Annotated in this window: 17 protein-coding genes; 4 read left to right on the plus strand and 13 right to left on the minus strand. The window is 71.3% G+C overall.

What is annotated here, in order from left to right; translation table 11 throughout:
• Positions 1-215 precede the first annotated feature (215 nt).
• The 4 genes from ACYUD3_RS33635 to ACYUD3_RS33650 form a co-directional block, all read right to left on the minus strand.
• Positions 216-2,738 (minus strand): HelD family protein, encoded by a 2,523-nt coding sequence (locus ACYUD3_RS33635; RefSeq protein ID WP_470978543.1) that lies wholly within the window; start codon positions 2,736-2,738, stop codon positions 216-218.
• Between the two features lie 92 nt (positions 2,739-2,830).
• On the minus strand, positions 2,831-3,607 hold the full coding sequence (locus ACYUD3_RS33640) for an anti-sigma factor family protein (RefSeq protein WP_470978546.1): 777 nt from the start codon (positions 3,605-3,607) through the stop codon (positions 2,831-2,833).
• A gap of 50 nt (positions 3,608-3,657) precedes the next feature.
• Entirely contained in the window at positions 3,658-4,179 is a 522-nt protein-coding gene (locus ACYUD3_RS33645) for a sigma-70 family RNA polymerase sigma factor (RefSeq protein ID WP_010039908.1), read from the minus strand.
• Between the two features lie 516 nt (positions 4,180-4,695).
• Positions 4,696-5,472, minus strand: a complete 777-nt coding sequence (locus ACYUD3_RS33650) for a CGNR zinc finger domain-containing protein (RefSeq protein WP_470978548.1) — start codon at positions 5,470-5,472, stop codon at positions 4,696-4,698.
• 360 nt (positions 5,473-5,832) lie between these two features.
• Between ACYUD3_RS33650 and ACYUD3_RS33655 the strand changes: the two genes are divergently transcribed.
• Together ACYUD3_RS33655 and ACYUD3_RS33660 are read left to right on the plus strand one after the other, a co-directional pair.
• Positions 5,833-7,206, plus strand: a complete 1,374-nt coding sequence (locus ACYUD3_RS33655; protein ID WP_470978551.1) for a nitrate/nitrite transporter — start codon at positions 5,833-5,835, stop codon at positions 7,204-7,206.
• Between the two features lie 182 nt (positions 7,207-7,388).
• Complete coding sequence (locus ACYUD3_RS33660; protein ID WP_470978554.1) at positions 7,389-8,540, plus strand: uroporphyrinogen-III synthase; 1,152 nt, start codon at positions 7,389-7,391, stop codon at positions 8,538-8,540.
• An 11-nt stretch (positions 8,541-8,551) separates the two neighbouring features.
• On the opposite strand, the gene ACYUD3_RS33665 is transcribed toward ACYUD3_RS33660, so the two are convergent.
• Genes ACYUD3_RS33665 through ACYUD3_RS33680 form a run of 4 tightly spaced genes read right to left on the minus strand, consistent with a single transcriptional unit; the run spans position 8,552 to position 12,946 of the window.
• Complete coding sequence (locus ACYUD3_RS33665; RefSeq protein WP_470978556.1) at positions 8,552-9,988, minus strand: DUF6177 family protein; 1,437 nt, start codon at positions 9,986-9,988, stop codon at positions 8,552-8,554.
• 46 nt (positions 9,989-10,034) lie between these two features.
• Complete coding sequence (locus ACYUD3_RS33670) at positions 10,035-10,430, minus strand: hypothetical protein (protein ID WP_470978559.1); 396 nt, start codon at positions 10,428-10,430, stop codon at positions 10,035-10,037.
• A gap of 21 nt (positions 10,431-10,451) precedes the next feature.
• Positions 10,452-12,563 carry a hypothetical protein gene (locus ACYUD3_RS33675; RefSeq protein WP_470978562.1) on the minus strand — a complete coding sequence of 704 codons (2,112 nt, stop codon included), beginning with the start codon at positions 12,561-12,563 and terminating at the stop codon, positions 10,452-10,454.
• The gene (locus ACYUD3_RS33680; protein ID WP_470978564.1) at positions 12,560-12,946 is read right to left on the minus strand and encodes a DUF6507 family protein; all 387 of its coding nucleotides are present in this window, start codon (positions 12,944-12,946) and stop codon (positions 12,560-12,562) included. The genes ACYUD3_RS33675 and ACYUD3_RS33680 overlap by 4 nt, the downstream gene beginning before the upstream one ends.
• Before the next feature lie 332 nt (positions 12,947-13,278).
• Between ACYUD3_RS33680 and ACYUD3_RS33685 the strand changes: the two genes are divergently transcribed.
• Positions 13,279-14,382, plus strand: coding sequence for a hypothetical protein (locus ACYUD3_RS33685; protein ID WP_470978567.1), 1,104 nt, complete (start codon positions 13,279-13,281; stop codon positions 14,380-14,382).
• 217 nt (positions 14,383-14,599) lie between these two features.
• Positions 14,600-15,262 (plus strand): double zinc ribbon domain-containing protein, encoded by a 663-nt coding sequence (locus ACYUD3_RS33690; protein ID WP_470978570.1) that lies wholly within the window; start codon positions 14,600-14,602, stop codon positions 15,260-15,262.
• 179 nt (positions 15,263-15,441) lie between these two features.
• Here the strand turns inward: ACYUD3_RS33690 and ACYUD3_RS33695 are convergent, their stop codons facing one another.
• The 5 genes from ACYUD3_RS33695 to ACYUD3_RS33715 form a co-directional block, all read right to left on the minus strand.
• Positions 15,442-16,587 (minus strand): hypothetical protein, encoded by a 1,146-nt coding sequence (locus ACYUD3_RS33695; protein ID WP_470978573.1) that lies wholly within the window; start codon positions 16,585-16,587, stop codon positions 15,442-15,444.
• Positions 16,588-16,606: 19 nt separating this feature from the next.
• Positions 16,607-17,818 (minus strand): acyltransferase family protein, encoded by a 1,212-nt coding sequence (locus tag ACYUD3_RS33700; RefSeq protein WP_470978576.1) that lies wholly within the window; start codon positions 17,816-17,818, stop codon positions 16,607-16,609.
• Positions 17,815-19,917 (minus strand): bifunctional polysaccharide deacetylase/glycosyltransferase family 2 protein, encoded by a 2,103-nt coding sequence (locus ACYUD3_RS33705; RefSeq protein WP_470978579.1) that lies wholly within the window; start codon positions 19,915-19,917, stop codon positions 17,815-17,817. Before ACYUD3_RS33705 ends, ACYUD3_RS33700 begins: the two co-directional genes overlap by 4 nt.
• A 143-nt stretch (positions 19,918-20,060) precedes the next feature.
• Positions 20,061-20,786: a translation initiation factor IF-2 gene (locus ACYUD3_RS33710; protein WP_470978582.1), complete on the minus strand. Its 726-nt coding sequence runs from the start codon at positions 20,784-20,786 to the stop codon at positions 20,061-20,063.
• Positions 20,787-21,478: 692 nt separating this feature from the next.
• Positions 21,479-22,453, minus strand: a complete 975-nt coding sequence (locus tag ACYUD3_RS33715) for a LysR family transcriptional regulator (protein ID WP_470978585.1) — start codon at positions 22,451-22,453, stop codon at positions 21,479-21,481.
• Positions 22,454-22,531 lie beyond the last annotated feature (78 nt).

Raw genomic sequence — 22,531 nt, forward strand, 5'->3', positions numbered from 1 at the left:
ACTGCGCTGACATGACTGCGCTGACATGACTACGGTGACATGACTACGGTGACATGACTACGGTGACATGACCGCGGTGACATGACCGCGGTGACATGACCACGGTGACATGACCGCGGTGACATGACCGCGGTGACATGACCGCGGTGACATGACCGCGTAGTCAGCCCCCCGCCTGACTACGCTGACATGTCTGCGCAGTCATGTCACCGCAGTCAGTCCCGCAACAGATCCGGCACCCCATCCCCATCCGGCTCGTCCCGCTCCTCCGACACCACCGTCAGCTGCTGCGTCGCCCGGGTCAGCGCGACGTACAGCACCCGCAGCCCGGCCGGTGACTCGTCGGCGATCTCGGCGGGGGAGACGACGACCGTGGCGTCGTACTCGAGGCCCTTCGCCTCCAGGCTCCCGAGCGCGACCGCGCGGTCACCGAGCCCGGCGAGCCAGCGGCGGGCCTCTTCGCGGCGGTTCATGGCGACGACGACGCCGACGGTGCCGTCGACCTCCTCCAGGAGGCGCCGGGTCTCGTCCTTCACCGTCTCCGCGAGGGTCTTGCCCACGGCGACGAAGCGGGGGACGACGCCGGTGGAGCGGACCGCCCTCGGGGAGACGGAGCCGGGCATGGCGAGGGCGAGGACCTTGGCGGCGAGGTCGGCGATCTCGGAGGGGTTGCGGTAGTTGACGGTCAGCTGGAAGCGGCGGCGGGGGCGGGAGCCGAGCGCCTCGTCGCGGGCCTCGGCCGCCTCGTCGGGGTCGGACCAGGAGGACTGGGCGGGGTCGCCGACGACCGTCCAGGTGGCGTGCCGGCCGCGCCGGCCGACCATCCTCCACTGCATCGGCGTGAGGTCCTGCGCCTCGTCGACGATGACGTGCGCGTACTCGACCCGCTCCTGCGCGAGCCGTTCCGCGCGCTCGCGCTGCGACTCCTCGCGGACGGGCATCAGCTCGTCGAGGCCGGTGAGCTGGTCCAGCGGGTCCAGTTCGCGTTTCCTCTTCGGGCGCAGGGGGCTGCCGAGGATCGCCTGGAGTTCGTCGAGCATGGCGATGTCGTGCACGGAGTGCCCGTCCCGCTTGAGCGAGCGGGCGACCTTGCGGACCTCGCCGGGGTTGAGGATGCGGCGCGCCCAGCGGCCCAGGCGGCGTTCGTCGGCCATGGCGGCGAGGACGGCCTTCGGGGTCAGCTCGGGCCACCAGGCGTCGAGGAACTCGATGAAGGAGTCCTCCGTGGTGACGTCCTCGTCGAACGACAGCCGCAGTTCGGCGGCCAGCTCCGGGTCGGTGTGCCGGGAGGCGGCGCCGGACTGCTCCCACAGGGCGTCCAGGAGGAGCTTGCGGGCGCGGGGGCGCAGCAGGTTGACGGGGGCGGTGCCGGTGAGGGCGGTGCGGCGGACACGTTCCAGCGCGGGCGCCTCCAGCTCCAGGCGGCGGTTGAAGGCGACGACGCGGAGGCGGGTGGGAGAGCCGGCGGGGACGGGCGTGTCCTCGTCGTCCTCACCGAACGCGAGCTGTCCGGTCGTACCGGAGAAGGCCGTACCGGAAGCCTTGCCGGAAACTTCGCCGGACGCCTTCCCGAAAGCTTTCTCCGAAGCGGCGGCACCCCCGACTCCAGCCCCGGACACCCCCTCCAGCGCCCCCCGAGCCGCCCTGCGCAGCACCTTCAGCATCCGGTACGACCCCTTCGCCCGGGCCACCGCCGGAGAGTCGTACAGCTTCGCCTCGGCGCCGTCGACCAGGGAGCCGATGGCCCGGATGGCGACCTGGCCCTCCTCGCCCAGCGACGGCAGCACCCCTTCCGTGTAGGCGACCAGCAGCGGGGTCGGGGAGACGATGAGGATGCCTCCGGCGTAGCGGCGGCGGTCCTGGTAGAGGAGGTAGGCCGCGCGGTGCAGGGCGACGGCGGTCTTGCCGGTGCCGGGCCCGCCCTCGACGTACGCCACCGAGGCGGCGGGCGCCCGGATGACGAGGTCCTGTTCGGCCTGGATGGACGAGACGATGTCCCGCATGGTGTGGCCGCGGGCCTGCCCCAGCGCGGCCATCAGGGCGCCGTCGCCGATGACGGCCAGCTCCTGCCCGTCCAGCGCCGCCTTCAGCTCGGGCCGCATGAGGTCGTCCTCGACGCCGAGGACGCGCCGGCCCTTGGAGCGGATGACGCGGCGGCGTACGACGCGCCCGGGCTCGACCGGGGTCGAGCGGTAGAAGGGGGCGGCGGCGGGGGCGCGCCAGTCGATGACGAGGGGGGCGTAGTCCTCGTCCAGGACGCCGATGCGGCCGATGTGGAGGGTCTCGGCGATGTCGGCGGTGCCGTCGGCGCGTACGGCGCCCTCGGCGGGCTCCACGGCCGTGTAGGCGCCGTCGGGGCCCTTCTTGCCGTCCTTGCCGAGGAGGAGGTCGATGCGGCCGAAGAGGAAGTCCTCGAACTCGTTGTTGAGCCGGTTGAGATGGATGCCGGCCCGGAAGACCTGGGCGTCGCGCTCGGCCAGGGCGCCGGGGGTGCCGACCTGGCCGCGCTGGGACGCGTCGTGGAGCAGGAACTCCGCCTGATGGATCTTCTCCTCGAGGCGGTGGTAGACGCGGTCGAGGTGATCCTGTTCGGCCTCGATCTCGCGGTCGCGGACCGAGTCGCGTGCGGATTCGCCGGTCGAACGGTCGACCGACTCGTGGACCGAGTCCCGAACCGTTCCTGGCGCGGTTTCCGGAACCGTTCCTGGCGCGGTTTCCTGTTGAGCCTGTGCGGCCACCGGGCCCCCTTCTGACGTGCTGGGCAGCCGTCAACCGTACGCGAAGGGGGCCGGTCGGTGGAAGCCACGCGCTCATGGCGGGCCGTGCGGGGTCAGACGTTCAGCTCCAGCAGCTTCTTGCCGCCGAAGGTGACGACCTCGTAGCCGGCGATCTCGTCCGGGGCGAAGGAGGAGCCGCCCTGGACGTACAGCGGGCTCTTGGACTGCTCGGTGGTGCCGTCGGGCAGGCCGTAGCCGGGGGCCGGGACGGACCAGGAGGAGACCGTCTCGCGTTCGCCGTTCTTCCCGATCGCGATGAGGGAGCACTTCTCGGGTCCGGTCACGTTGGCGAGCTGGAGGACGACCTCGGTGCCCCAGAGCTTCTTCGCGGTGGCGACCGTGCCGGTGACCTTGGTGGTGGCGTCGGTGGCGGTGGTCTTCGCGGAGAGGGTCTGGAAGGCGTCCTTCGCGGTGTTCGCGGAAGCGACGGCCGGGGCGTTGCCGCTGCCGCTGTCGCCGCCGGTCACGGCCATGACGCCGAGGGGGCCGCCGATGATGAGCGCGGCAGCGGCGGCGACGAGGAAGAAGGAGCGCCGGCGTTTGACGGCGCGCCGCTCGGAGACCTCGTCGACGAGCTTCTCGACCAGGCGCGGGCTGGGTTTGGCGGAGAGCGACTCGCCGATGGCGGGGGTGCCGGTGCCCGGGAGGTCGGCGAGGGCGGCCAGCATGGGTTCCATGCCGGCCAGTTCGTCGAGCTGCTGGGCGCACCACTCACAGCCGGCGAGATGGGCCTCGAAGGCGGTCGCCTCGGCGTCGTCGAGGATGCCGAGGGCGTACGCGCCGACCGTCTCGTGCTCGTTGGGCACCGGTGATCCCTGCCTGGGGCTCATGGGTCCTGACATACCCGGACCGTTGCTTCCGAATCCCCCGTAGACACTCATCACGCCGTCACCCCCCGCTCCTCCAGAGCAAGCTTCATCGACCGCAGGGCATAAAACACCCGGGAGCGGACGGTGCCGCTGGGTATCCCGAGGGTCTCGGCCGCCTCATTGACGGTACGCCCCTTGAAATACGTCTCGACCAGCACCTCCCGGTGCGCCGGCGTCAGGTCGTCGAGGGCGTCGGACAGGGTCATCAGCCACAGCGCCTTGTCGATCTCGTCCTCCGCGGGGATGACCTCCAGCGGTGACGGGTCGACCTCCTGCGGCCGGGCCTGCCGGCTGCGGTGTCCGTCGATGACGATGCGCCGGGCGACCGTCACCAGCCAGGGGCGTACCGAGCCGGTCGCTCTGTTGAGCTGTCCGGCGTTCTTCCAGGCACGGATGAGTGTCTCTTGTACGACGTCTTCGGCACGCTGCCGGTCTCCGGCGACCAGGCGCAGGACATATGCAAGGAGAGGGCCGGCGTGTTCCCTATAGAGGGCACGCATCAGCTCCTCATCCGGCTCCGAGGGCTGGGACATGCGATGTCGGGCCCTCGATCCACGTTCATTGGCCACGACGGAATCCTTGCGCACGCCCACCTCCGATGTCCCGGGTTCCCCCAGTCGGTCGCTCCGCCTCGAGTACGGGCGGGGGTGCGGGAGTGTTCAAAGGGGCGCGGCGAATTTTGTTCGGGACGCCATGACAAGCGGGACATGGGAGCACATCCCCACCCGATTTCCTTTACATTTCCGCCACATCGACAAGATCCCGCCAGCTGCCCGGGACACGCCGGGGCGAAACGGAGTGTTATCGAAATCACTTCGATGAACTTCCGCGCGGAGTCGGGAGGTTCGGGGCGGACGGGACATGCGGGGCGGGGAAGTGAGGCGCGTAGACAGTTAATTGACGTCCAGTCAATAGCGCGACGCGCGTAACTCGCGCCATTTTCGGCTGATTTACGCAAGCGGCTGTCACGGAAGACGCGTACGGGGGGTGGATGGTTCCCCGGGGTCTGGCACACGGACGGTTCCCCCCGGGGCTTCGCGCGCCGCCCCTCACGCCCGCGCGAGCGCCGCCCTACGACGATGGCGCGCGACGCGTTCCCGGTTCCCGCAGATCTCGCTGGAGCACCAGCGCCGGCGCCGTCCGCGGGACGTGTCCACGTACACGATGGGGCAGTTGTCCCCCTCGCACTGCCGCAGCGCCGATCGGGCGGCGGGGTCGGTCAGCAGCTCCACGGCGTCCCGGGCGACGGCGGCGAGAAGGGCGGCGCAGTCCGGCGGGCGGGCCAACTGGCGGACGAGGGCGCCGTCTTCGGCGAGGACGGCGCGGGGGGCGGGCGGGGCGGCGAGGGCGAGGGCGTTGACGCGGGCGAGGGCGTGGACTTGGGCGAGGGGGGTGAGGGGGCGGTCGTGGAGGCGGGGGTCGGGCGGGCGGCGGGGGTCGGCCTGGGGCTGGAAGCGGCTCTCGCTCGGGAAGCGGCCTTCATTCTGGAGGCGGCTCTCGCTCGGGAAGCGGCCTTCGCTCGGGAGCCGGCTCTCTGGGGGGAAGCGGCTCTCGCTCGGGAGCCGGCCCTCCGGATGGAGCCGGGCCCTGATCAACTGGCCGATGTGTCCCCTGAGTTCGCGGAACGCGTGGAGCCAGGCGGTGTCGGCTCGGGTGAGGGGGGTGCCGGTGGGGACGAGGCCCGAGCCGGTGATCCAGGCGCACAACTGGCCCGGTCCGTCGAGCCGTTCGAAGGGATGCGTGGTCGCGAGGAGGTCGAGGCAGATCCGCCCGGCGTCGAACCGCAAGTCGTGCAGGGCCGGGACCGGTGCCGTGTGCAGCGTCATGGCCTGTCACCGCCTAGGGGTCGGTACTCCCCCGCACCGGGACCGTTCCCGCGCGGGGACTCTCTTACAGTGCCTGCCCGCTGACGGGGACGTAACCCCCTGGGGCCGGGGATACCGCTCAAGTGAGCGACGGGGAGCTGACAGTGACGGTACGGTCCGGCTCGGGCCGACCACCCGGAACCCGCTCGCGCAAAAGCGCGCGCCACCCCCCTGTGTCCCGGATCTCTCACCCCCGCCACCCCCGCGGTGAGCGCGAAGTTCCCTTCCGGTCACCCGTCGGCACAGGCAGGAAACGCGCCGTTCCTAACGTCGACGAGGACGGCACCGTACCCCTGTCCCCGTGATCCCCGTGGAGGCGTCATGACATCCCCCGCCGCAGCAGCAGCCCGGAAAGGGCGCTGGATCGAGCAGTGGGACCCGGAGGACGAGGCGTTCTGGCGCTCCGGCGGAAAGCGGGTCGCCCGGCGCAACCTGCTCTTCTCGGTGCTCTCGGAGCACATCGGCTTCTCGGTCTGGACCCTGTGGTCGGTGCTGGTCCTGTTCATGGGCCCGGAGTACGGCCTGACCCCGGCGGACAAGTTCCTGCTGACGTCGATGGTGACGCTGGTCGGGGCGGTCGTACGCGTCCCCTACACCTTCGCGGTGGCGGTGTTCGGCGGCCGGAACTGGACGATCGTCTCGGCGGCGATGCTGCTGATCCCGACGGTGGCGGCGTTCGCGGTGATGGAACCGGGTACGTCGTTCTCGACGTTCCTGCTGGTCGGGCTGCTGGCCGGGGTCGGGGGCGGGAACTTCGCGTCGTCGATGACGAACATCAACGCCTTCTTCCCGCTGCGCGAGAAGGGCTGGGCGCTGGGGCTGAACGCGGGCGGCGGGAACATCGGCGTGCCGGTGATCCAGCTGGCGGCGCTCGCGGTGATCGGCGCGGGCGGCGGGCCGAGGGTGCTGCTGGGGATCTACATCCCGCTGATCGTCGTCGCGGCGACGCTGGCGGCCCTGTTCATGGACAACCTCTCCTCGGTGAAGAACGACACCGGCGCGGCCGTCGACGCGGCGAAGGACCGGCACACCTGGATCATGTCGTTCCTGTACGTCGGCACGTTCGGCTCGTTCATCGGCTACTCCTTCGCCTTCGGCCAGGTCCTGACGAACCAGTTCGGCCGTACGCCGCTCCAGGCCGCGTACCTGACCTTCATCGGCCCGCTGCTCGGCTCCCTGATCCGCCCGGTCGGCGGCCGGCTCGCGGACCGCTTCGGCGGCGCGCGCATCACCCTGTACACCTACGTCGGCATGGCGGCGGCCACCGCGGCGCTGGTCGCGGCGAGCGTGGCGAAGTCGCTGCCGTTCTTCGTGGGCGTCTTCGTGGTCCTGTTCGTCCTGACCGGCCTCGGCAACGGTTCGACGTACAAGATGATCCCCGGCATCTTCCAGGCGAAGGCGCTGGCCAAGGGGCTCACGGGCGAGGAGGCGGCGGCGTACGGGCGGCGGCTGTCGGGCGCGTCGATGGGCCTGATCGGGGCGGCCGGGGCGCTCGGCGGGGTCGGCATCAACCTGGCTTTCCGCCAGTCCTTCCTCTCCTACGGCTCCGGCACCGGCGCGTTCGTCGCCTTCCTCGCCTTCTACGCGGCGTGCTTCGCGGTGACGTGGGCCGTATACCTTCGGGGCCCGGCCGCCGCGACCGCCACGAAGGACGCGGCGGAGGCGAAGCCGCAGCTCAGCTATGCCGAGGTGTGACGTAACACGGGCGACACCGGGCGGAACCGAGCCTGTCATGCTCCGTTGACAGGCTCGACGCTCGTGCGGGGGTGCTGCGCGGGCGGTGCGGGCCGGTCCGGCTGGGTGGGCCGTATCGGCTTGGCCGGCCGCGCCGGCGACGAGGGTGCACTGCTACGGGACGGCGGGATCGAGAGTTGACTATGCACGACGACGAGAAACGGCCGGCGCACGGTCCCCTGTCCGGCTTCACCGTGGGCGTGACCGCCGCCCGGCGCGCCGAGGAGCTGGGGGCGCTGCTCCAGCGGCGGGGCGCGGCCGTCGTGCACGCGCCCGCGCTGCGGATCGTCCCGCTGTCCGACGACAGCGAGCTGCTGGCGGCGACGAAGGATCTCCTCGGCGTGGCCCCGGACATCGTCGTCGCGACGACCGCGATCGGGTTCCGGGGCTGGGTGGAGGCGGCCGAGGGGTGGGGCCTGGGCGAGCCGCTGCTGGCCCGGCTGGGCGAGGTGGAGCTGCTGGCGCGGGGTCCGAAGGTGAAGGGTGCGATCCGGGCGGCGGGGCTCACGGAGCACTGGTCGCCGTCGAGCGAGTCGATGGCGGAGGTGCTCGACCGGCTGCTGGAGCAGGGGGTGGGGGGCCGTCGTATCGCCGTCCAGCTGCACGGGGAGCCGTTGCCCGGGTTCGTGGAGGCGTTGCGGGAGGGCGGGGCCGAGGTGGTGGGGGTGCCGGTGTACCGGTGGATGCCGCCGGAGGACATCGGGCCGCTGGACCGGCTGCTGGACGCCGTCGTGACGCGGGGACTTGACGCGGTGACGTTCACAAGTGCGCCTGCGGCGGCGTCCGTTCTGTCACGGGCGGAGGAACGGGGCCTGCTGGGCGAGGTGTTGGCGGCTCTGCACCATGACGTGCTGCCGATGTGCGTGGGCCCGGTGACCGCGCTCCCCTTGCAGTCCAAGGGAGTCGGCACCTTCCAGCCGGAACGCTTCCGCCTGGGCCCCCTGGTCCAACTCCTCTGCCAGGAACTGCCGTCCCGCGCCCGCGCGCTGCCCATCGCCGGGCACCGGGTGGAGATCCGGGGCCACGCGGTGCTGGTGGACGGGGAGTTGAGGCCGGTACCGCCGGCAGGCATGTCCCTGCTGCGCGCCCTGTCCCGCCGCCCGGGCTGGGTCGTCCCCAGGGCGGACCTGCTACGAGCACTGCCGGGCGCGGGCCGCGACGAGCACGCCGTGGAAACGGCAATGGCCCGCCTGCGCACGGCACTTGGGGCACCGAAGCTGATCCAGACGGTGGTGAAGCGGGGGTATCGGTTGTCGCTGGATCCGGGGGCGGATTCCAAGTGTGGGGATGTGTAAGGGGGTTGCCTCTACCGGCTTACGGGAACGCCCCGCAGATGCCGTAGCAGCCTCTCGAAGGCGGCCCAGCCCGCCGCCGACTCGCCGTCTCCCAGCGGGTAGTAGTAGCCCGGCCCTTGTCCCTCCCGCCCCGCGCCCCCGAGCCGTACCGGTGCGGTGGGCAGCGGTGGGCGGGCGGCGGTGTCGGTGCCCGCCTCTGCCGCCTCGACGGGGCCCAGGGCGAAGCCGAAGGGAACAGGGGGGCGTTCGAAGTGCGGCGGCACGCTCAGGTCCGCGCGGGCTTCTCGGAGGTGGGCGAGGAGGGTGCGCAGGCCGTGCCGTGCGGTGAGTTCGGCGGCCAGGTCCGCGACAGCCGCGAGCGGAGGGGTCTCGCCCGCCCGGAAGCCGACCGCGAGGGTCATGTCCTCCTCTACGCCGTCCGGGGTGCGCAGTACGCGGAGGGTGGCGAGGGCGGGGCGGGCGGCCGATCCTACGACGACCGTCCAAGTCGGCTGCGGCGCACGCTCGTACGCGAGGTCCGTGAGGGTGCGGCGGGACCAGGGGAGGTTGGCCGGTTCGGCGGTGCCCCAGCCGGTGGGGGGTTCGCCGGTGAGGGTCTGCCAGGCGGTCTCCAGGGCGCCGCCCAGGACGAGTCGGGCGTCGGGTCGGTGGACCGTGCGGAAGTTCAGGTGGAGTTGGCGTTCCCCGGTGCGGGGGGCGGCTGTGAAAGCGGGGGCGAGCGGGGTCTCGCCGGTGTCGTCGTGGGCGGGCTGGAAGGCGCCGTCCCGCCAGCGGAGCACCGCGCCGGAGTGGCCGTCGTAGTAGCCGCAGTCGGGGTCCTGGATCACCCAGCGGGTGGGTGGGCCGGTGAGTGCGGTGTGGGTGGGGAGGGAGAGGCGGCAGTGGCGTGGGGTGACGATCTGGAGGGCGCGTTCGCTGGCGAGGGTGGCGCGGAGGGCTTCGGAGAGCCAGCTGGTCATGGCGATGACGGGGCGGTCCTGGAGGACGACGGCGACCTTGTCGGTGAGGACGTCGACTGCGGGCTGGGCGGCCGCGGGGGTGGGGGCGGCCGTGATGCCGGAGGTGTCGACGGGGTGGGCCGGGTCGTCGGCGCCGGGGGTGTCCGGGGGCCAGACGGTGCCGCCGAGCAGGGTTGTCAGGCGGGCGGCGAAGACGCCGGCGAGGCGTTCGGCCTCGGGGGCCGCGGTGGAGGCGCGGGCCTCGGTCCACCACTTCTGTCCGCCGCCGACGTCGTCGGCGCCGAGCAATCGCCGTGCCTCGTCCGGGACATGGAGCAGCAGCGGGGCCTCGATCGAGACCAGAGGGCGGCCCCGCGGGTCGCAGAGCTGGATGACCGCTCCTTCACCGGCGGGCCGGACCTGAAGGTCGGGCCCACCGGCGAGGAGCCCGGCCAGGACACTCCAGGCATCCGGCATCCGGTCGGTCAGCGCGATCACGTCTTTGGTCATACGGGGTCCCCGTGGTCGGTCGTCAGTGCTTCGGCGGCGACCGGAATCACGTCCGCTTGCCGGACCGGAATGCCTGGATCTCGTCCGTGAGGGCCGTAAGACGCTCCTGCTCGACCGAGGGAACCACGTACCCCAAAGAGTCGGCCTTGGCCCGGAAATCGTCCGGGAGCACGACGTGGTGGGTGGAGACGTAGAACCAGAGGTCGCCGCGCCAGACCCACTCGCCGTCGGTGAACAGCGACCCACCGCCCAGGATGTCCTCACCCGACCCGAGCACGTCGTCGACGACGCCCATGGAGGCGAAGAGCATGTGACCGTCGCGGAGGTACGAGGCGATCCCGCTCTCATCCGGCTGCGGCGCATCCGCCACGAACGAGCGGATGCTGTCGGCCGCATCCGGGTGCGACGGCCAGAGCTCGCTGTAGAGGCCGAGGACCTTCACTTTGTTACTTCCCTTCCAGAATTACTTGACGACGGGGAGGAAGGTCCTCCAATATCCACCGTTCTGCACTTCCGGCTCCTGTCCCTTCGGCCGTGAGGGATAAATACCCACCTCGTCCGTCGGGGCCGTGACCGGAACGCCCAGTTCGTTCGCCAGCTGCTGCGCAGCCGGAATATCCGCGATACCGTCGCGCACCACTCCCGTATGACAGGAGATGAGCCTGATGGGCTCTCCCTTGTAACTCGGATTGTTCCTGATGGCCTCGACGATGTGGCCGACGTTCACTTCACCGGGCGGGAAATCGACTCCAGCGGCATTCTTCCTGCCCGGCATGAAGAATCCCTTGTCATTTCCGTGCACGATCACGTCGTGATAGCCGTCGAGCCGCGCCGTGAACTCCCGGTTCAGCTGCGTCATGCTGTCATAGCCGATCGTCGTCAGGTCCGGCTGATAATAGACGTGGTCGCCGGTCGCCAGCACGATGTCGCCGTGCTCCTTGGGAGGAGCGGGCAGCTTGGATTTCGGCGAGTCCGGCGGGACGTAGTCCGAGCGCATGGTGTGCGCGGGGTCCTGCGTGTGCTCTGCCGCCACGTGATCGGCGTCGGCATCGTGGCCGTGGCCCGAATGATCCGCCGGGGTTTCGTGAGCGTCGTGCGGCGGAATGCCGTGCCCTTCGCCGCCCCCGCCCCCATGCGCCGCCACCGGCTGCTCCGCATGCACCGGCACCCTCTGCTCCGCATGAGCCGACACATGCGGCGCCGGGACCTCATGCCGAGCCGTCCGATCCGCGGCCGAAGACTCCACCGGAATCGGGTTCTCATGCGGCTTCCCCTCCGGGGAGAGCATGGTGCCGTCCTCGCGGAGGACCGTGCCGTCCGGGAAGCGGACGGACTTGTCCGGGAGGCTGACCGGGGTGTGGGTCGCCGGCGGCTCGCTGTGGAGGAAGTCGTCCACCGGACCGGAGTGCAGCTCCTTGAGACCCGCCATCATGTCGCCGACCTTCAGCTTCACGAAGCCCGCGCCTTTGGCGACGTACGTCATGGGATCCGCGAGCCGCCCCGCCGTGCCGAGGGCGTCCGCGACTCTGGCGGCGCGGCCGGCCACGGAAGTCGCCTCGCCCATCTCGGCGGCCCTGGCGCCCAGCGAACCGGCCTTGCCCAGCTTGAGGAAACCGCCGGCGCCGATGGTGAGGACGTTGAAGACGACGGTGCCGCCCGCGCGGGCCGGGTTCGTCCCCCACTCGTCGTACGCGACGAAGGACTTGCCGAAGTCGCGCAGAGCCTTCTTCTGGCGGTCGGTGTCGCTGTGGTCGACCGGGCCGAACATCTTGTCCATGGCCCAGTCGTACGGCGTCATCAGGTACGCGCTGACCCCGCCGAAGACATCCCCGATGCCGCTCCACGTCTGGGTGAAGGTGTCCCAGTCGAAGACGTTGACCATGTTGCCGAGGCCCTTGAGGGTGCCCCAGACGCCGTCCACGAAGAAGCCCTTGAGGGCGCCGCCCACATTGTGCTTCGTCCACTGCCAGGCGGCGGCGAGGCCGGTGTACTCGCGCTCGTCGGCCTTCCCCCAGGGTGTGTCGTCGGCCTTGGCCGCGTCGTCGGCGCTGAAGCCGTACATGCCCTGTTTGTGCGAGCCGTCGTCGGTGACCCAGCGCGTGCCGCCGACCTCGCCGCCGATCTTCGTGGCCGTCGAGCGCTCCAGTTCCTGGAACTCGCCCCAGACCCGGCCGACTTCGTGGACCAGACGCGCGTTCTTGTCGACGTTGTCCTGGTCCTGCCGCCAGTCGTCGTCGCCCTTGACCGAGGCTCGGAACTCGACTGCCTCGCTCCGCAGCCGATCCATCCGCTGGACGAGCGGCCGGGCGTCCTTGGCGAAGTCCGACAGGGCGCCGCTGACGTTCTCCAGCTTCTCGGCGAACGCGTCGGCCTTGTCGCGGACCGGGATGGTGGTGTGGAAGAGCTGGTCGGCTTCGGGTGCCGTGTAGCAGGACACCAGGCCCTGGAAGTCGCTGTGCACGTCCCCGCCGGTGTCGCGGATGTCGGACGCGGCCTTCTTCAGCGCGCCGGCGTCCTTCTCCAACTGGTCGAGGTCACCGCTGAATTCGGGGAGTTCACCGGGATCGCCGATCACTTGCCCGCACCGCCCTCCGCCGCGACCGGAGGCAGTTTCGGATCCGGGACCGCGTCGTGCTGCGCGTTGGCCGCCATCTCCAGGTCGCCCTTGACGTACTCGGCGGTGGCCCGCGCCGCTCCGCCGATCGACTTGGCGGCGCGGGCGGGGAGGTAGCGCAGGTCGTCGAAGGTCTTGTCCGCGAACTCCTGGAGCGCGGCGGCGATCGGGCCGGGTGTGCCGCTCTTGGGCACCGCCCCCGGAGCCATCGTGCCCGCCGACTTGGCGGCACTCCGCAAGCCGTTCGTGTAAGCCGTGAACTCGCCCTCGAAATCCCCCGCCGTCTCCTCGGTCTTGGCGAGGACCTCGCGGACGAGGCCGACTTGGACATCCCACTTGGACACAGATCCCCCGTTCTCCGCTTCGAGCTGCGCCAGCACGTTCACGGTACCGGCCGGCACTGACACCCGGCCTTCGAGGGCGCCTGAGCTCCGGGCGCCGGGCCGCGGGACCCGAGCCGCCTCTTATGTGGAATGGGGGGAAAGAGTTCAACCCACCCTCCCGCCCTCCCCCCGGACGACCGCGTCAACTCCCGGGCTCACCGCGCAAGATGACTGTTTGTGATCGTGTTGCGACTTGACGTCGCGAGGGTCTAGCGTTCGCCCCAACAAACAACCCCGGCCAGGTGTTAGCGCACCTGCCGGGGTCTCACCTACAAGATCCAAGAGGCGATCTCGTGGCTTACGAAAACTCTACCTCCACCCTCCCCTCCCCGGCAGCCCATCCGATGGCCAAGCCGGGCTACGGCAAGCGATCCGCCCCCGGCCAGCGGCCGTCCGGCCCCGACGACTTCGGGCATCTCCCCGCCCGCGTGGCCTACTTGGCGTCCTTCATCGACCAACTCCCCGACAACGCCGCGATGGACGCGAAGACGCTGGCGAAGGCGCAGCCGCTGTTCGGGCAGCAGGCGGTGCGGACCCTCCTCAACGACCTGAGCAGGGCAGGGCACTTGCGGCGGGTGCGGAGGAAGGTGTCGCCGGGGGAAGGGCGCGAGGCGGCGTCGGCGGGGACGAGGTGGGTGTTCCTGACGTACTGGTCGCGTACCGCACGTGACTGCGAATGGTGGTCGGGGGTGGTGGAGGGTGACGGGGCGGCGGAGACGAAGGCGGAGGGCGAGGGTGACGAGACGGCGGAGGGCGACGGCAGCAGGCCGGCGGAGGGCGCCGAGCGGGTCGTAACTCCCGGGCAGCGCACCCCCGTTGCCCCCACGCCCTCGACCGCCCCGGAATCGCCGGGATCCCCCTCCCCCGCGTACGACACCCTCGCCCGCCTCGGCCTGCGGGAGCCGCGTCTCGCGCTGTCGGCGAGGGACTGCGCGGGGCTGGAGGAGCTGGCGGCGGAGTGGCTGCGGCGGGGGTCGACGCCGGAGCACTTGAGCGGGGTGCTGACGGCCGCGCTGCCGGAGAAGGTGTACGCGCCGGGGGCGTTGGTGCGGCGGAGGCTGCTGGACAAGATGCCGCCGGAGCGGCAGCGGACGTCGGCTTCGGCTTCGGCTTCGGCTTCGGCTTCGGCTTCGGCTTCGGCTTCGGCGTATGGGACACGGTGGCCCCGTCAGCTCATGGAGTGCACGAACTGCGGCGTCCCCGGCCGCCCGGAGGCGTTGCCGGACGGTTTGTGCGGGGGCTGCGCGCGAGAAGAGGCGGCAGGCGGGCCGCGGCGACCGGCGGAGCCGTCCCCCTCGATCAGGGCGCGGGCCGCCGAGATCCGGGTGGCGATGCTGGAGCGCAAGGCGGAGGGATGGGCCGACTTGACGCGGCGGGGTCGTATCGCCGCCGTCTGAGGGGCGGGTGCCGACGTCGGACTGGAAGGGAGCCACGTCGGTGGCACTGGCGTCGACTGCCGGGCACCCTCACCAAATCCTGGGCAACCTTCGCCGATCACCCCTCCACCATCCCCACCTGCACGCTAACCTGCGCGCAGCGAAACGTCTGAGCCAAAGTGAGCGGAACCGGCCAGTCGTACGCGGGGGATGAACCGACCGTGTCCGTGGGGGGACCGTGAGCAACGAGATCTATTTCAGCAACAACCACCGGGACTTGTGCGTCGAGCACGGCACAGGCGCCGGCTTCCAGTTCGAGTTCTCGTGCGCCCGGTGTCAGGACACCTGGCGCTCGCCGTTCGAGCCGTTCCGGGCGGGCCAGATAGCCGGCTGGGTGTCGAAGGGCATCAACGCGGCCTGGTCGGTGATCGGCGGCAACGCCTCACGGGGCGTCTCGGACGCGGCGGACGGCCTGGCGGGCGCGAGCTACGGCACCCAGAAGGACACGGCGTTCACCCGCGCGGTGGGCAACGCGGAGTCCCACTTCAACCGCTGCCCCCGCTGCACGTCCCACGTCTGCGCCCGCTGCTGGAACGCCGCCCAGGGCCTGTGCCTGACCTGCTCCCCCGACACGGCGGCGGAGGCCCAGGCGGCCGGGCAACGCGGCCTGAACGACATGGTGAGCCAGCGGGCGTACGACGCGGGCCGGCAAAGGGGCAGTTCCTACGACGCCACCACTCCCCGCCAGCTGGTCTGCCCCCAATGCCGCACGGAAACCCACGGCGGCGCCTTCTGCCAAACCTGCGGCCACCACCTGGCCCAGACCACCACCTGCACCTCCTGCCACAACGACCTCCCGTCGGGGGCGGCGTTCTGCCCGAGTTGCGGGACTCGGTCTTGAACTCGCTGATGCGCCAGGCGATTTGAAGGGGGCCCACCGGAACATCCCGGCGGGCCCCTCGCTGTTCATCCAAGAAGCTCGGCGTAGAGGGCTTCGTGCTGGGCGTATATACGGCCCGATTGCCGCGCGGAATCCGCCGGCATCCGCCTCAGCCCCGTCCCGCCGCGCAGGACCCCAGCTCAGCCATACGGCCCCGCCCACTCCAGCAGATCCGACCCGCCCGCGTCCCAAGTGATCCGGACGCTGTCCCCGACGCGGGTGAGGGTCGCACCGGTGGCGCTCTTGCCCGATGCCGGCAACGCCGCCGACCCCGACGCCTGCTCCGACGTCCGCTCCGACATCGACGCCGCCTCCGACCCTGACGTCGACCCCGAATCCGACCCTGACCCAGACCCTGACCCCGCCCCCAGCGAGCGCAGCGCCAAGCGCAACCCCGTAGCCGTCTTGGTCGCCGTGCCGATGAGGATGCCGTTGTCCTCGTCGGACGGGTCGATGTACGACGCCGAGTACTGGGCGGCCGAACCGGAGCTGCCGTACGCCGACCCGATCGTCAGCGTCTTCAACTCCCGGTTCTGCCACTGCCCTTGGAACCCGGTCGCGTCCGGCGGGGACGCGGAGGGGGCGGAGCTCTCCGGGATCGTCCCGGCCCCGGGATCGGGGTCGGTGGCCTCCGGCGCCGGGGTGCCCTCCGGCGCGCCCGGCTCGGCCCCTGACCCGGACGCCGCCCCGGACGCCGACGCCGACTCAGAGGGCCGCGCCTCCGCCCCCGTACGCCCCCCACTGGTCGCCAGCATGACCCCACCCCCGAGCAGAGCGACCGAGGCGACAGTCCCTACGACGACCACGGCTATCCGCTTGCCGAGGTGCCCCTTAGGGGACGGCGGCGGATACGGGTACCCGTAAGGGGCCTGCCCGTAAGGGGCCTGCCCGTAAGGGGCCTGCCCGTAAGGGTTGTGCCCCTGCGGCACCTGATACGCCGCCGGCCCCGGCACCCCGTACGACGGCCCAGGCGCGCCGTACCCGTAGTGCCCGGCCGACGGCCCCCCATACCCGGCAGACGGCGGCCCCCCGTACACAGAAGCCGAACCCCCATACCCGGCAGGCGAACCGCCGAACCCGGAAGCCGAACCCTCACCCCCAGGCGGCGGACCCCCGAACCCAGGAGCCGAACCCCGCGCCGGACCCCCATCCCCGGCAGCCGCCCCCTCATATCCCGGCGGCGGCCCCCCGAACCCGGCAGCCGCCCCCTCACCCCCGACCGGCAACCCCCCGTCCCCAGAAGGCACCCCCTCACCCCGCCCCGACTCCCCCGCAACCTGACTCATCCCCCGCGCTCCCTACCCCTCACGACCGACGAAAGCGCAAACCGTACCCCACCCCCCTTTTCCTCCGCCCACCCCGGCTCCCCCGCCCGTCCGGCCACACCCTCGGCCGCCGTCGCGCCGCCAGATCCTCGACCCAGCCGAACGCGACGACGCACACCCCGGTCAGCAGCCAGGTCACCACCAGCACCGGCCAAGGCGACCCCAGCAGCCAGGCCGCGTGGGTCTCCAGGAAGGGCACGCTCCAGGCGTGGTCCCACAGGGACTCGGCGGCGGTGATGCACACGTTGTGCCACAAGTACACAGTGACCGCACGGGAGTTGAGGAGAGTCACCACGCGGTCGAACCGCCGCAGCGGGCCCGGCCACTCCCCCCAACTCGGGCTGAGGTGAAGGAGGAAGAGCACGGCGGCGAAGGACCAGAGGGACTGCGCGAAGGGCATGTCGTCGAGGTCGTGGTCCTGATGGAAGTCGTGCCCGAGGGCGTACCAGAGCGCGAACCCGGCGACCGCGGGCGCGAGCGACGGTACGACGTAGCGCGGCAGCCGCGCGAGAATCCCCTCCTGCTGGGCCATGCCGAGCAGCCAACAGGCCCCGAACGTCGCGAAGTCGGTGACATTGGTGCTCAGCCGGTCGCCGGGGATCTGGAGGCCGGTGAACTCCAGCGCGGCCGACAGCGCGAGCGGCGCGAAGACGGTCGGCCAGGGTGCGCGCCTCAACGCCCTTAGCAGCAAAGGGGAGAGGAGGACGAACCAGAGGTAGGCCCTGATGTACCAGAGCGGCACGCCGAGGGAGGTCGCCCAGTCGTCGCCCAACAGGCCGTGTACGCCCGGGAGTCCGGCGCCGTACGGCGGATCGCTCACCGGCAGGATCCAGAAGGTGAGGTGGAACCACCACCAGCCGGGGTGCCCGTCGGCGTCGGGCCCCCACCCCGCGAGGACCATGCCGCTCACCCCGACGGTCCCCAACAGCCATAGCGGGGGCAGCAGTCGGCGCAGCCGGCCGCGTACGACCTCCCGGGCCGGGCGCTTGGCCAGCGAGCGGGCCATGAGGTTGCCGGCGAGCGCGAACATCACGCCCATCGACGGGAAGACGACCGGGAGCCAGGCCCACCCCATGAGGTGGTAGAGGACGACACGGAAGAGGGCGACCGCCCGCAGCAGGTCGAAGTACCGGTCCCTGGAGGGTGGTTGGGAGGAGACGGCCGGCTCGCTCAGCTCCGTGGTGCTCGTCACGCCGTCCCCCCTTCGGCCAACTCACCGGGAGGCGCGGCGACTTGCCCCTTGCGCCGCAGCTTCTGCCAGCGCAGCCGGCCCCCGGTGAGCGCGGTGATCCAGGACTGGAGCAGCACCATGTACATGAGCTGCCGGTAGAGGATCTGCTGGAGCGGCAGCGAGACGAGCGGGGTGAGCCGTTCGCGGTCGAGGACGAACGCGTAGGCGGCGCAGACGAGTTGGATGGTCAGTACGCCGAACCAGGCCGCGATGGTCTTGCCGGTGGGGCCGAAGACCAGCCCGTACACGAGGAACAGGTCGATCAGCGGGGCCAGCAGCGGGGCGACGACCATGAACAGGGACACCAGCGGCAGCCCGATCCGCCCGAACCGGCCGGACGGGCCGCGTTCGACGACCGCCCGCCGGTGCTTCCAGATCGCCTGCATCGTCCCGTAGCACCACCGGTACCGCTGCGACCACAACTGCTGTACGGATTCCGGCGCTTCGGTCCAGGCGCGCGCCTTCTCCTCGTACACGACCCGCCAGCCGTCCCGGTGGATGGCCATGGTGATGTCGGTGTCCTCGGCGAGCGTGTCGTCGCTCATCCCGCCGATCCGCTCAAGTGCCGTACGGCGGAAGGCTCCTACGGCGCCGGGGATGGTCGGCATGCAGCGCAGGACGTCGTACATCCGGCGGTCGAGGTTGAAGCCCATGACGTACTCGATGTGCTGCCAGGCACCGATGAGGGTGTCCTTGTTGCCGACCTTGGCGTTGCCGGCGACGGCGCCGACGCGCGGGTCGGCGAAGGGCTGGACGAGTTCGCGGACGGTGCCGGGTTCGAAGACGGTGTCGCCGTCCATCATGACGATGATGTCGTAACTGGCGTTCGCCAGGCCCCTGTTGAGGGCGGCCGGCTTGCCCGCGTTGAGCTGGCGGACGACGCGTACGCCGGGCAGGGCGAGGTCTTCCACGATGCGGGCGGTGCCGTCGCTGGAGCCGTCGTCGATGACCAGGATCTCGACCGGGTGTTCGCTGCGGACCAGTGAACGGACCGTGTTCTCAATGCACTTGGCCTCGTTGTAGGCGGGGACGAGGACCGTCACCGGTTCGGTCACCGGCGCCGCGCCCCAGCGGAAGTCCTTGCGGCGCCTGCGGCGGGTGTGCCCGGCGGAGAGCAGCAGCATCAGGCCGAAGCGGGCGAAGACGAGGAAGCCGATGACGGCCAGGCCGACGACGAGGATGTTCGTCAGCCCGTCGGACGCCGAGACCAGCGCGATCCACGCCTTGCCCTGCCACAACTCCGTCCCGGTGACCGGGGTATGGGCGCTCGGCGCGTTCAGGGCCTCGGTGAGGTTCTGGAACTCGTAGCCCTCGCCCTGGAGTTGGGGCAGATAGCGGTCCAGCGCCTCGACGGTCTCGTGCCGGTCGCCGCCCGAGTCGTGCATCAGGACGATGGCGCCCTTGCCCTTCGGGGGCGTGGAGTCGCGGATGATCCGCGCGACGCCGGGCTTCTGCCAGTCCTCGCTGTCCACACTCGTCAGGACGGTGAGATAGCCCCGGCTGCCGACGTAACGCACCACCGGCCAGGACTCGTTGTCCAGCGCGTCGGCCGTAGAGGAGTACGGCGGGCGGAAGATGGACGAACGGATACCGGCCGCGCCCGCCAACGCCAGCTGGTTCTGGGTGAGTTCCCAGTCGATGCGGGTCCTGGAGTGGTAGGAGAGGTCGGGGTGGTTGAAGGTGTGCAGCCCGATCTCGTGGCCCTCGGCGACCATGCGGCGGATCAGCGCGGGGTAGCGGGAGGCCATCGTGCCGGTGATGAAGAAGACGGCGTGCGCGTGGTGTTTCTTCAGCACGTCGAGCACTTCGGGCGTCCAGCGCGGGTCGGGGCCGTCGTCGAAAGTCAGCACGATCCGCTTCGCCGGAATATCCATGCTGGCCGTCCGCCCGTCCCGCGTGTCGATCACGGGCCCGCCGTTCAAGATGCTCTGCGGCACCTTGTCCGAGGACGCCTCCGGCCGGATGCGGTAGTCCGCGAGGATCTCGCTGTGCACATAGCCGCGCAGCATCAGCATCGCCATCACCGCGCAGAGCAGCAGCAAGGGCAACAGAACGCGCATCGGAAACCGCCGCCGGGCGACACCGGTCCCCCCAGTAGCACCTCGCTTACGGCGAGCGCCTTTGCCCCTAGGGGGCGTGGATATAAGTCGCGCTGCGTCATCGGCCGACCCTGAGGGGGTTCGCCGGGTGGTGCGGGGTGGCATTAGAGGGTGTACTCCGAGGGGGTGATGGTCCCGGCGGGCCGGGCGGGCGCGGCGAGTTGGGCGGGCGCGGCCGCCCCGTACGCCGTCGGCTTGGCCGGCGTCGTCCTGTACAACGCCGCCCCGCCCCCCGCCGCCCTCCCATGCCCCCGCCGGTGATGCCGCGTCGTCGAAGCCGAGGCCGCCGGTGACGCGGACGGGGAGGCGGGGGGCGGAGTCGTGGCGGGTGGGGTCGGCTGGGGCGGGGTGCTGCCCGTCGGGGACGGGGTCGCGGGGCTCGACGGCGCGCCGGTGCCGGGGGTCGCGGGCTCCGTGGCACCCGTGCCCGCGCTCGGCGAGGCAGCCGCCCCCGTCGAAGGCTCCGAGGCCCGCGTGCGCCCCGGCGGAGTACCCCCGGCGTGCGGCGCCGAGGACGCGCCGGGGCCCTTAGGGGCCGCCGCACCCGTCCCGTAGGGGATTCCGCCTCCGGGCACGGACACCCCGCCCTCAGGCCGCGGACTCGTCGAACCGCCCGGCGCGTGCGTCGCGTCCACCTGCCCCGCCGGTTTGTTGTCGTCCGCGGCGGGCCCCGGCAACGGCAGCCAGGGCGCCCCCGCGTTCCCGGACAGCAGCGTCCCGGCGATGACGACGGCGTACGCCCCGCACGCGAGGCCGACCGTGGCACCGATCCGCCGGAAGGTACGACTGCGCCGCCCCGACTCGTCGACGAACACGGGCCGTTCGGACACCTCGCCCTTCCCGCCGGCCCCGTCCCCGCCCAACGGGTCGAGCTGGACGGTGACTTCGGCGGAGCCGGAATCCTTGGCGCCCCCGGCAGAACCCCGCTCACCATCTCCGGAAACCTGAACTCCGCCTCCAGCAGCACCCTTTGCACTCCGGGCAGAGCCCAACTCCACTCCAACATCTGGGAGTTGAGACGCCCCAGCACCCGACACGGACGCCCCTCCAGCGGCCGTCCGGCCACCCCGCCCCCCATACCCCGACCCCCCAGAACCCCAAGGATCCCGAAGCCCCGCCGCAACCCCATCCGGCACCCGCCCCCCCGCCTCCGGCGGCCGCCGCACAGTTTCGGCGACCCCGTCCGAAAACTCCCCCCACCCACCATGCCCGGACTCTCCGGAGATGTCCCCCCGCCCACCGGACGACGCCAGTTCGGGGAACCGCTGAGTCCCCCGGACCACCGGCCCCTCCTCGGTCACCGGCGCCGGCTCCGGCCACTCCGGTTGGGTTTCTTCTCGCCATTTCTTCACGCGCGCACTTCCCCCCACGGGACCACGATGAGATCGGATTCCGGGCGCGCGTCCGACTCCGAGCACACGTCGGTTCACCGGGCCCCCGCCCGGCCAGCACGCCCCAGATGTCACTCCGCGCCCGGGGCGCCGAATCTAGCGCAGCGGGTGTGCGTCAGGTGTGCGATGTGTCATTTGTACGGGGCCGTCATGGCCATGTCTATGGCCGAAATCCACCCCTCACCATTCGAACGCGTCCACGACTTCTCGGACGCGAGTTCGGCCGCGGATTGTCGCAGTATGTCCAACGCCGGATGGACCAGCCCCTTTCGCCACACGAGCGACACGGGAGCCAGCGGAACCGGCTCGACGAGTGGCCGCTGCACGCTTCCAGGCATGGCCGGAAAACCCACCACGACAAGCACCGGACACCCGGTCCTGGCCATGACACGCCGGAACTCCTCCTCCCCCACGGCCAACGGCGCCGGTGGCGCGATCCCGATCCCTCGCCCCTCGAACAACTCCCGCGCCAGCGCGGTCCATTCAGGCGTACGGGGGTTCCCGGCGCCGGCGTAGACGGTCTCCCCCGCCAGCGCCGCCAGCGGCACCTCCGCGAGCCCCGCCAGCCGATGCCCCGCCGGCAGCACGATCGCCATGGGCTCGTACCGCACCAGCTGATGCGCCAACTGCCCCCGCAGCGAAGGCTCCAGACCCGCGTACCGCCCGAACGACGCGTCCAGCCGCCCGGCGGCCATCTCCCCCGCCGCCCCCGTGAGCCCGCTCTCGTACCGCGCCATCAGCTCGTACTCCGGGGCGAGTTCACGCGCCCGCGCCAGCACCAGCGAACCCGTGCTCAAGCCGGGCGAGTTGAGATCGACGAGCAGCGGACGCGCCCGCCCGAACGCCGCCCGCAGCTCCTCCTGCGCCGCCAGCACCCGCCGCGCGTGAGGAAGCAGCCGCTCCCCGTCCGGCGTGAGCCGCACCTGCCGGGTGCTGCGCACGAACAGCTCCACCCCCAACTCCCGCTCCAGCCGCCGCACATCACGGCTGAGCGCCTGCTGGGCGACGTACAGCCGCGCGGCGGCCCGGGTGAAGTGCAGCTCCTCGGCGACGGCGAGAAAGCCGCGCAGGAGACGGGGTTCGAGGTCGTGCGGCGAGACGGACATCCGGCGAACTTACAACGCGGACGCGTGAATCGGCCCCGAACAGGTGTTGGACCAACTGATCACCCCGGTACGACCGTT

It is taken from the genome of Streptomyces sp. AMJ-169 (genome assembly GCF_055597585.1).

Excerpts from the sequence above, each read along its gene's own strand:
- ACYUD3_RS33645 (WP_010039908.1), bottom strand. The coding sequence starts at position 4,179 with ATGTCCCAGCCCTCGGAGCCGGATGAGGAGCTGATGCGTGCCCTCTAT.
- ACYUD3_RS33655 (WP_470978551.1), top strand. The coding sequence starts at position 5,833 with ATGACATCCCCCGCCGCAGCAGCAGCCCGGAAAGGGCGCTGGATCGAG.
- ACYUD3_RS33660 (WP_470978554.1), top strand. The coding sequence starts at position 7,389 with ATGCACGACGACGAGAAACGGCCGGCGCACGGTCCCCTGTCCGGCTTC.
- ACYUD3_RS33665 (WP_470978556.1), bottom strand. The coding sequence starts at position 9,988 with ATGACCAAAGACGTGATCGCGCTGACCGACCGGATGCCGGATGCCTGG.
- ACYUD3_RS33695 (WP_470978573.1), bottom strand. The coding sequence starts at position 16,587 with ATGAGTCAGGTTGCGGGGGAGTCGGGGCGGGGTGAGGGGGTGCCTTCT.
- ACYUD3_RS33715 (WP_470978585.1), bottom strand. The coding sequence starts at position 22,453 with ATGTCCGTCTCGCCGCACGACCTCGAACCCCGTCTCCTGCGCGGCTTT.
- ACYUD3_RS33705 (WP_470978579.1), bottom strand. The coding sequence starts at position 19,917 with ATGCGCGTTCTGTTGCCCTTGCTGCTGCTCTGCGCGGTGATGGCGATG.
- ACYUD3_RS33640 (WP_470978546.1), bottom strand. The coding sequence starts at position 3,607 with ATGAGCCCCAGGCAGGGATCACCGGTGCCCAACGAGCACGAGACGGTC.
- ACYUD3_RS33650 (WP_470978548.1), bottom strand. The coding sequence starts at position 5,472 with ATGACGCTGCACACGGCACCGGTCCCGGCCCTGCACGACTTGCGGTTC.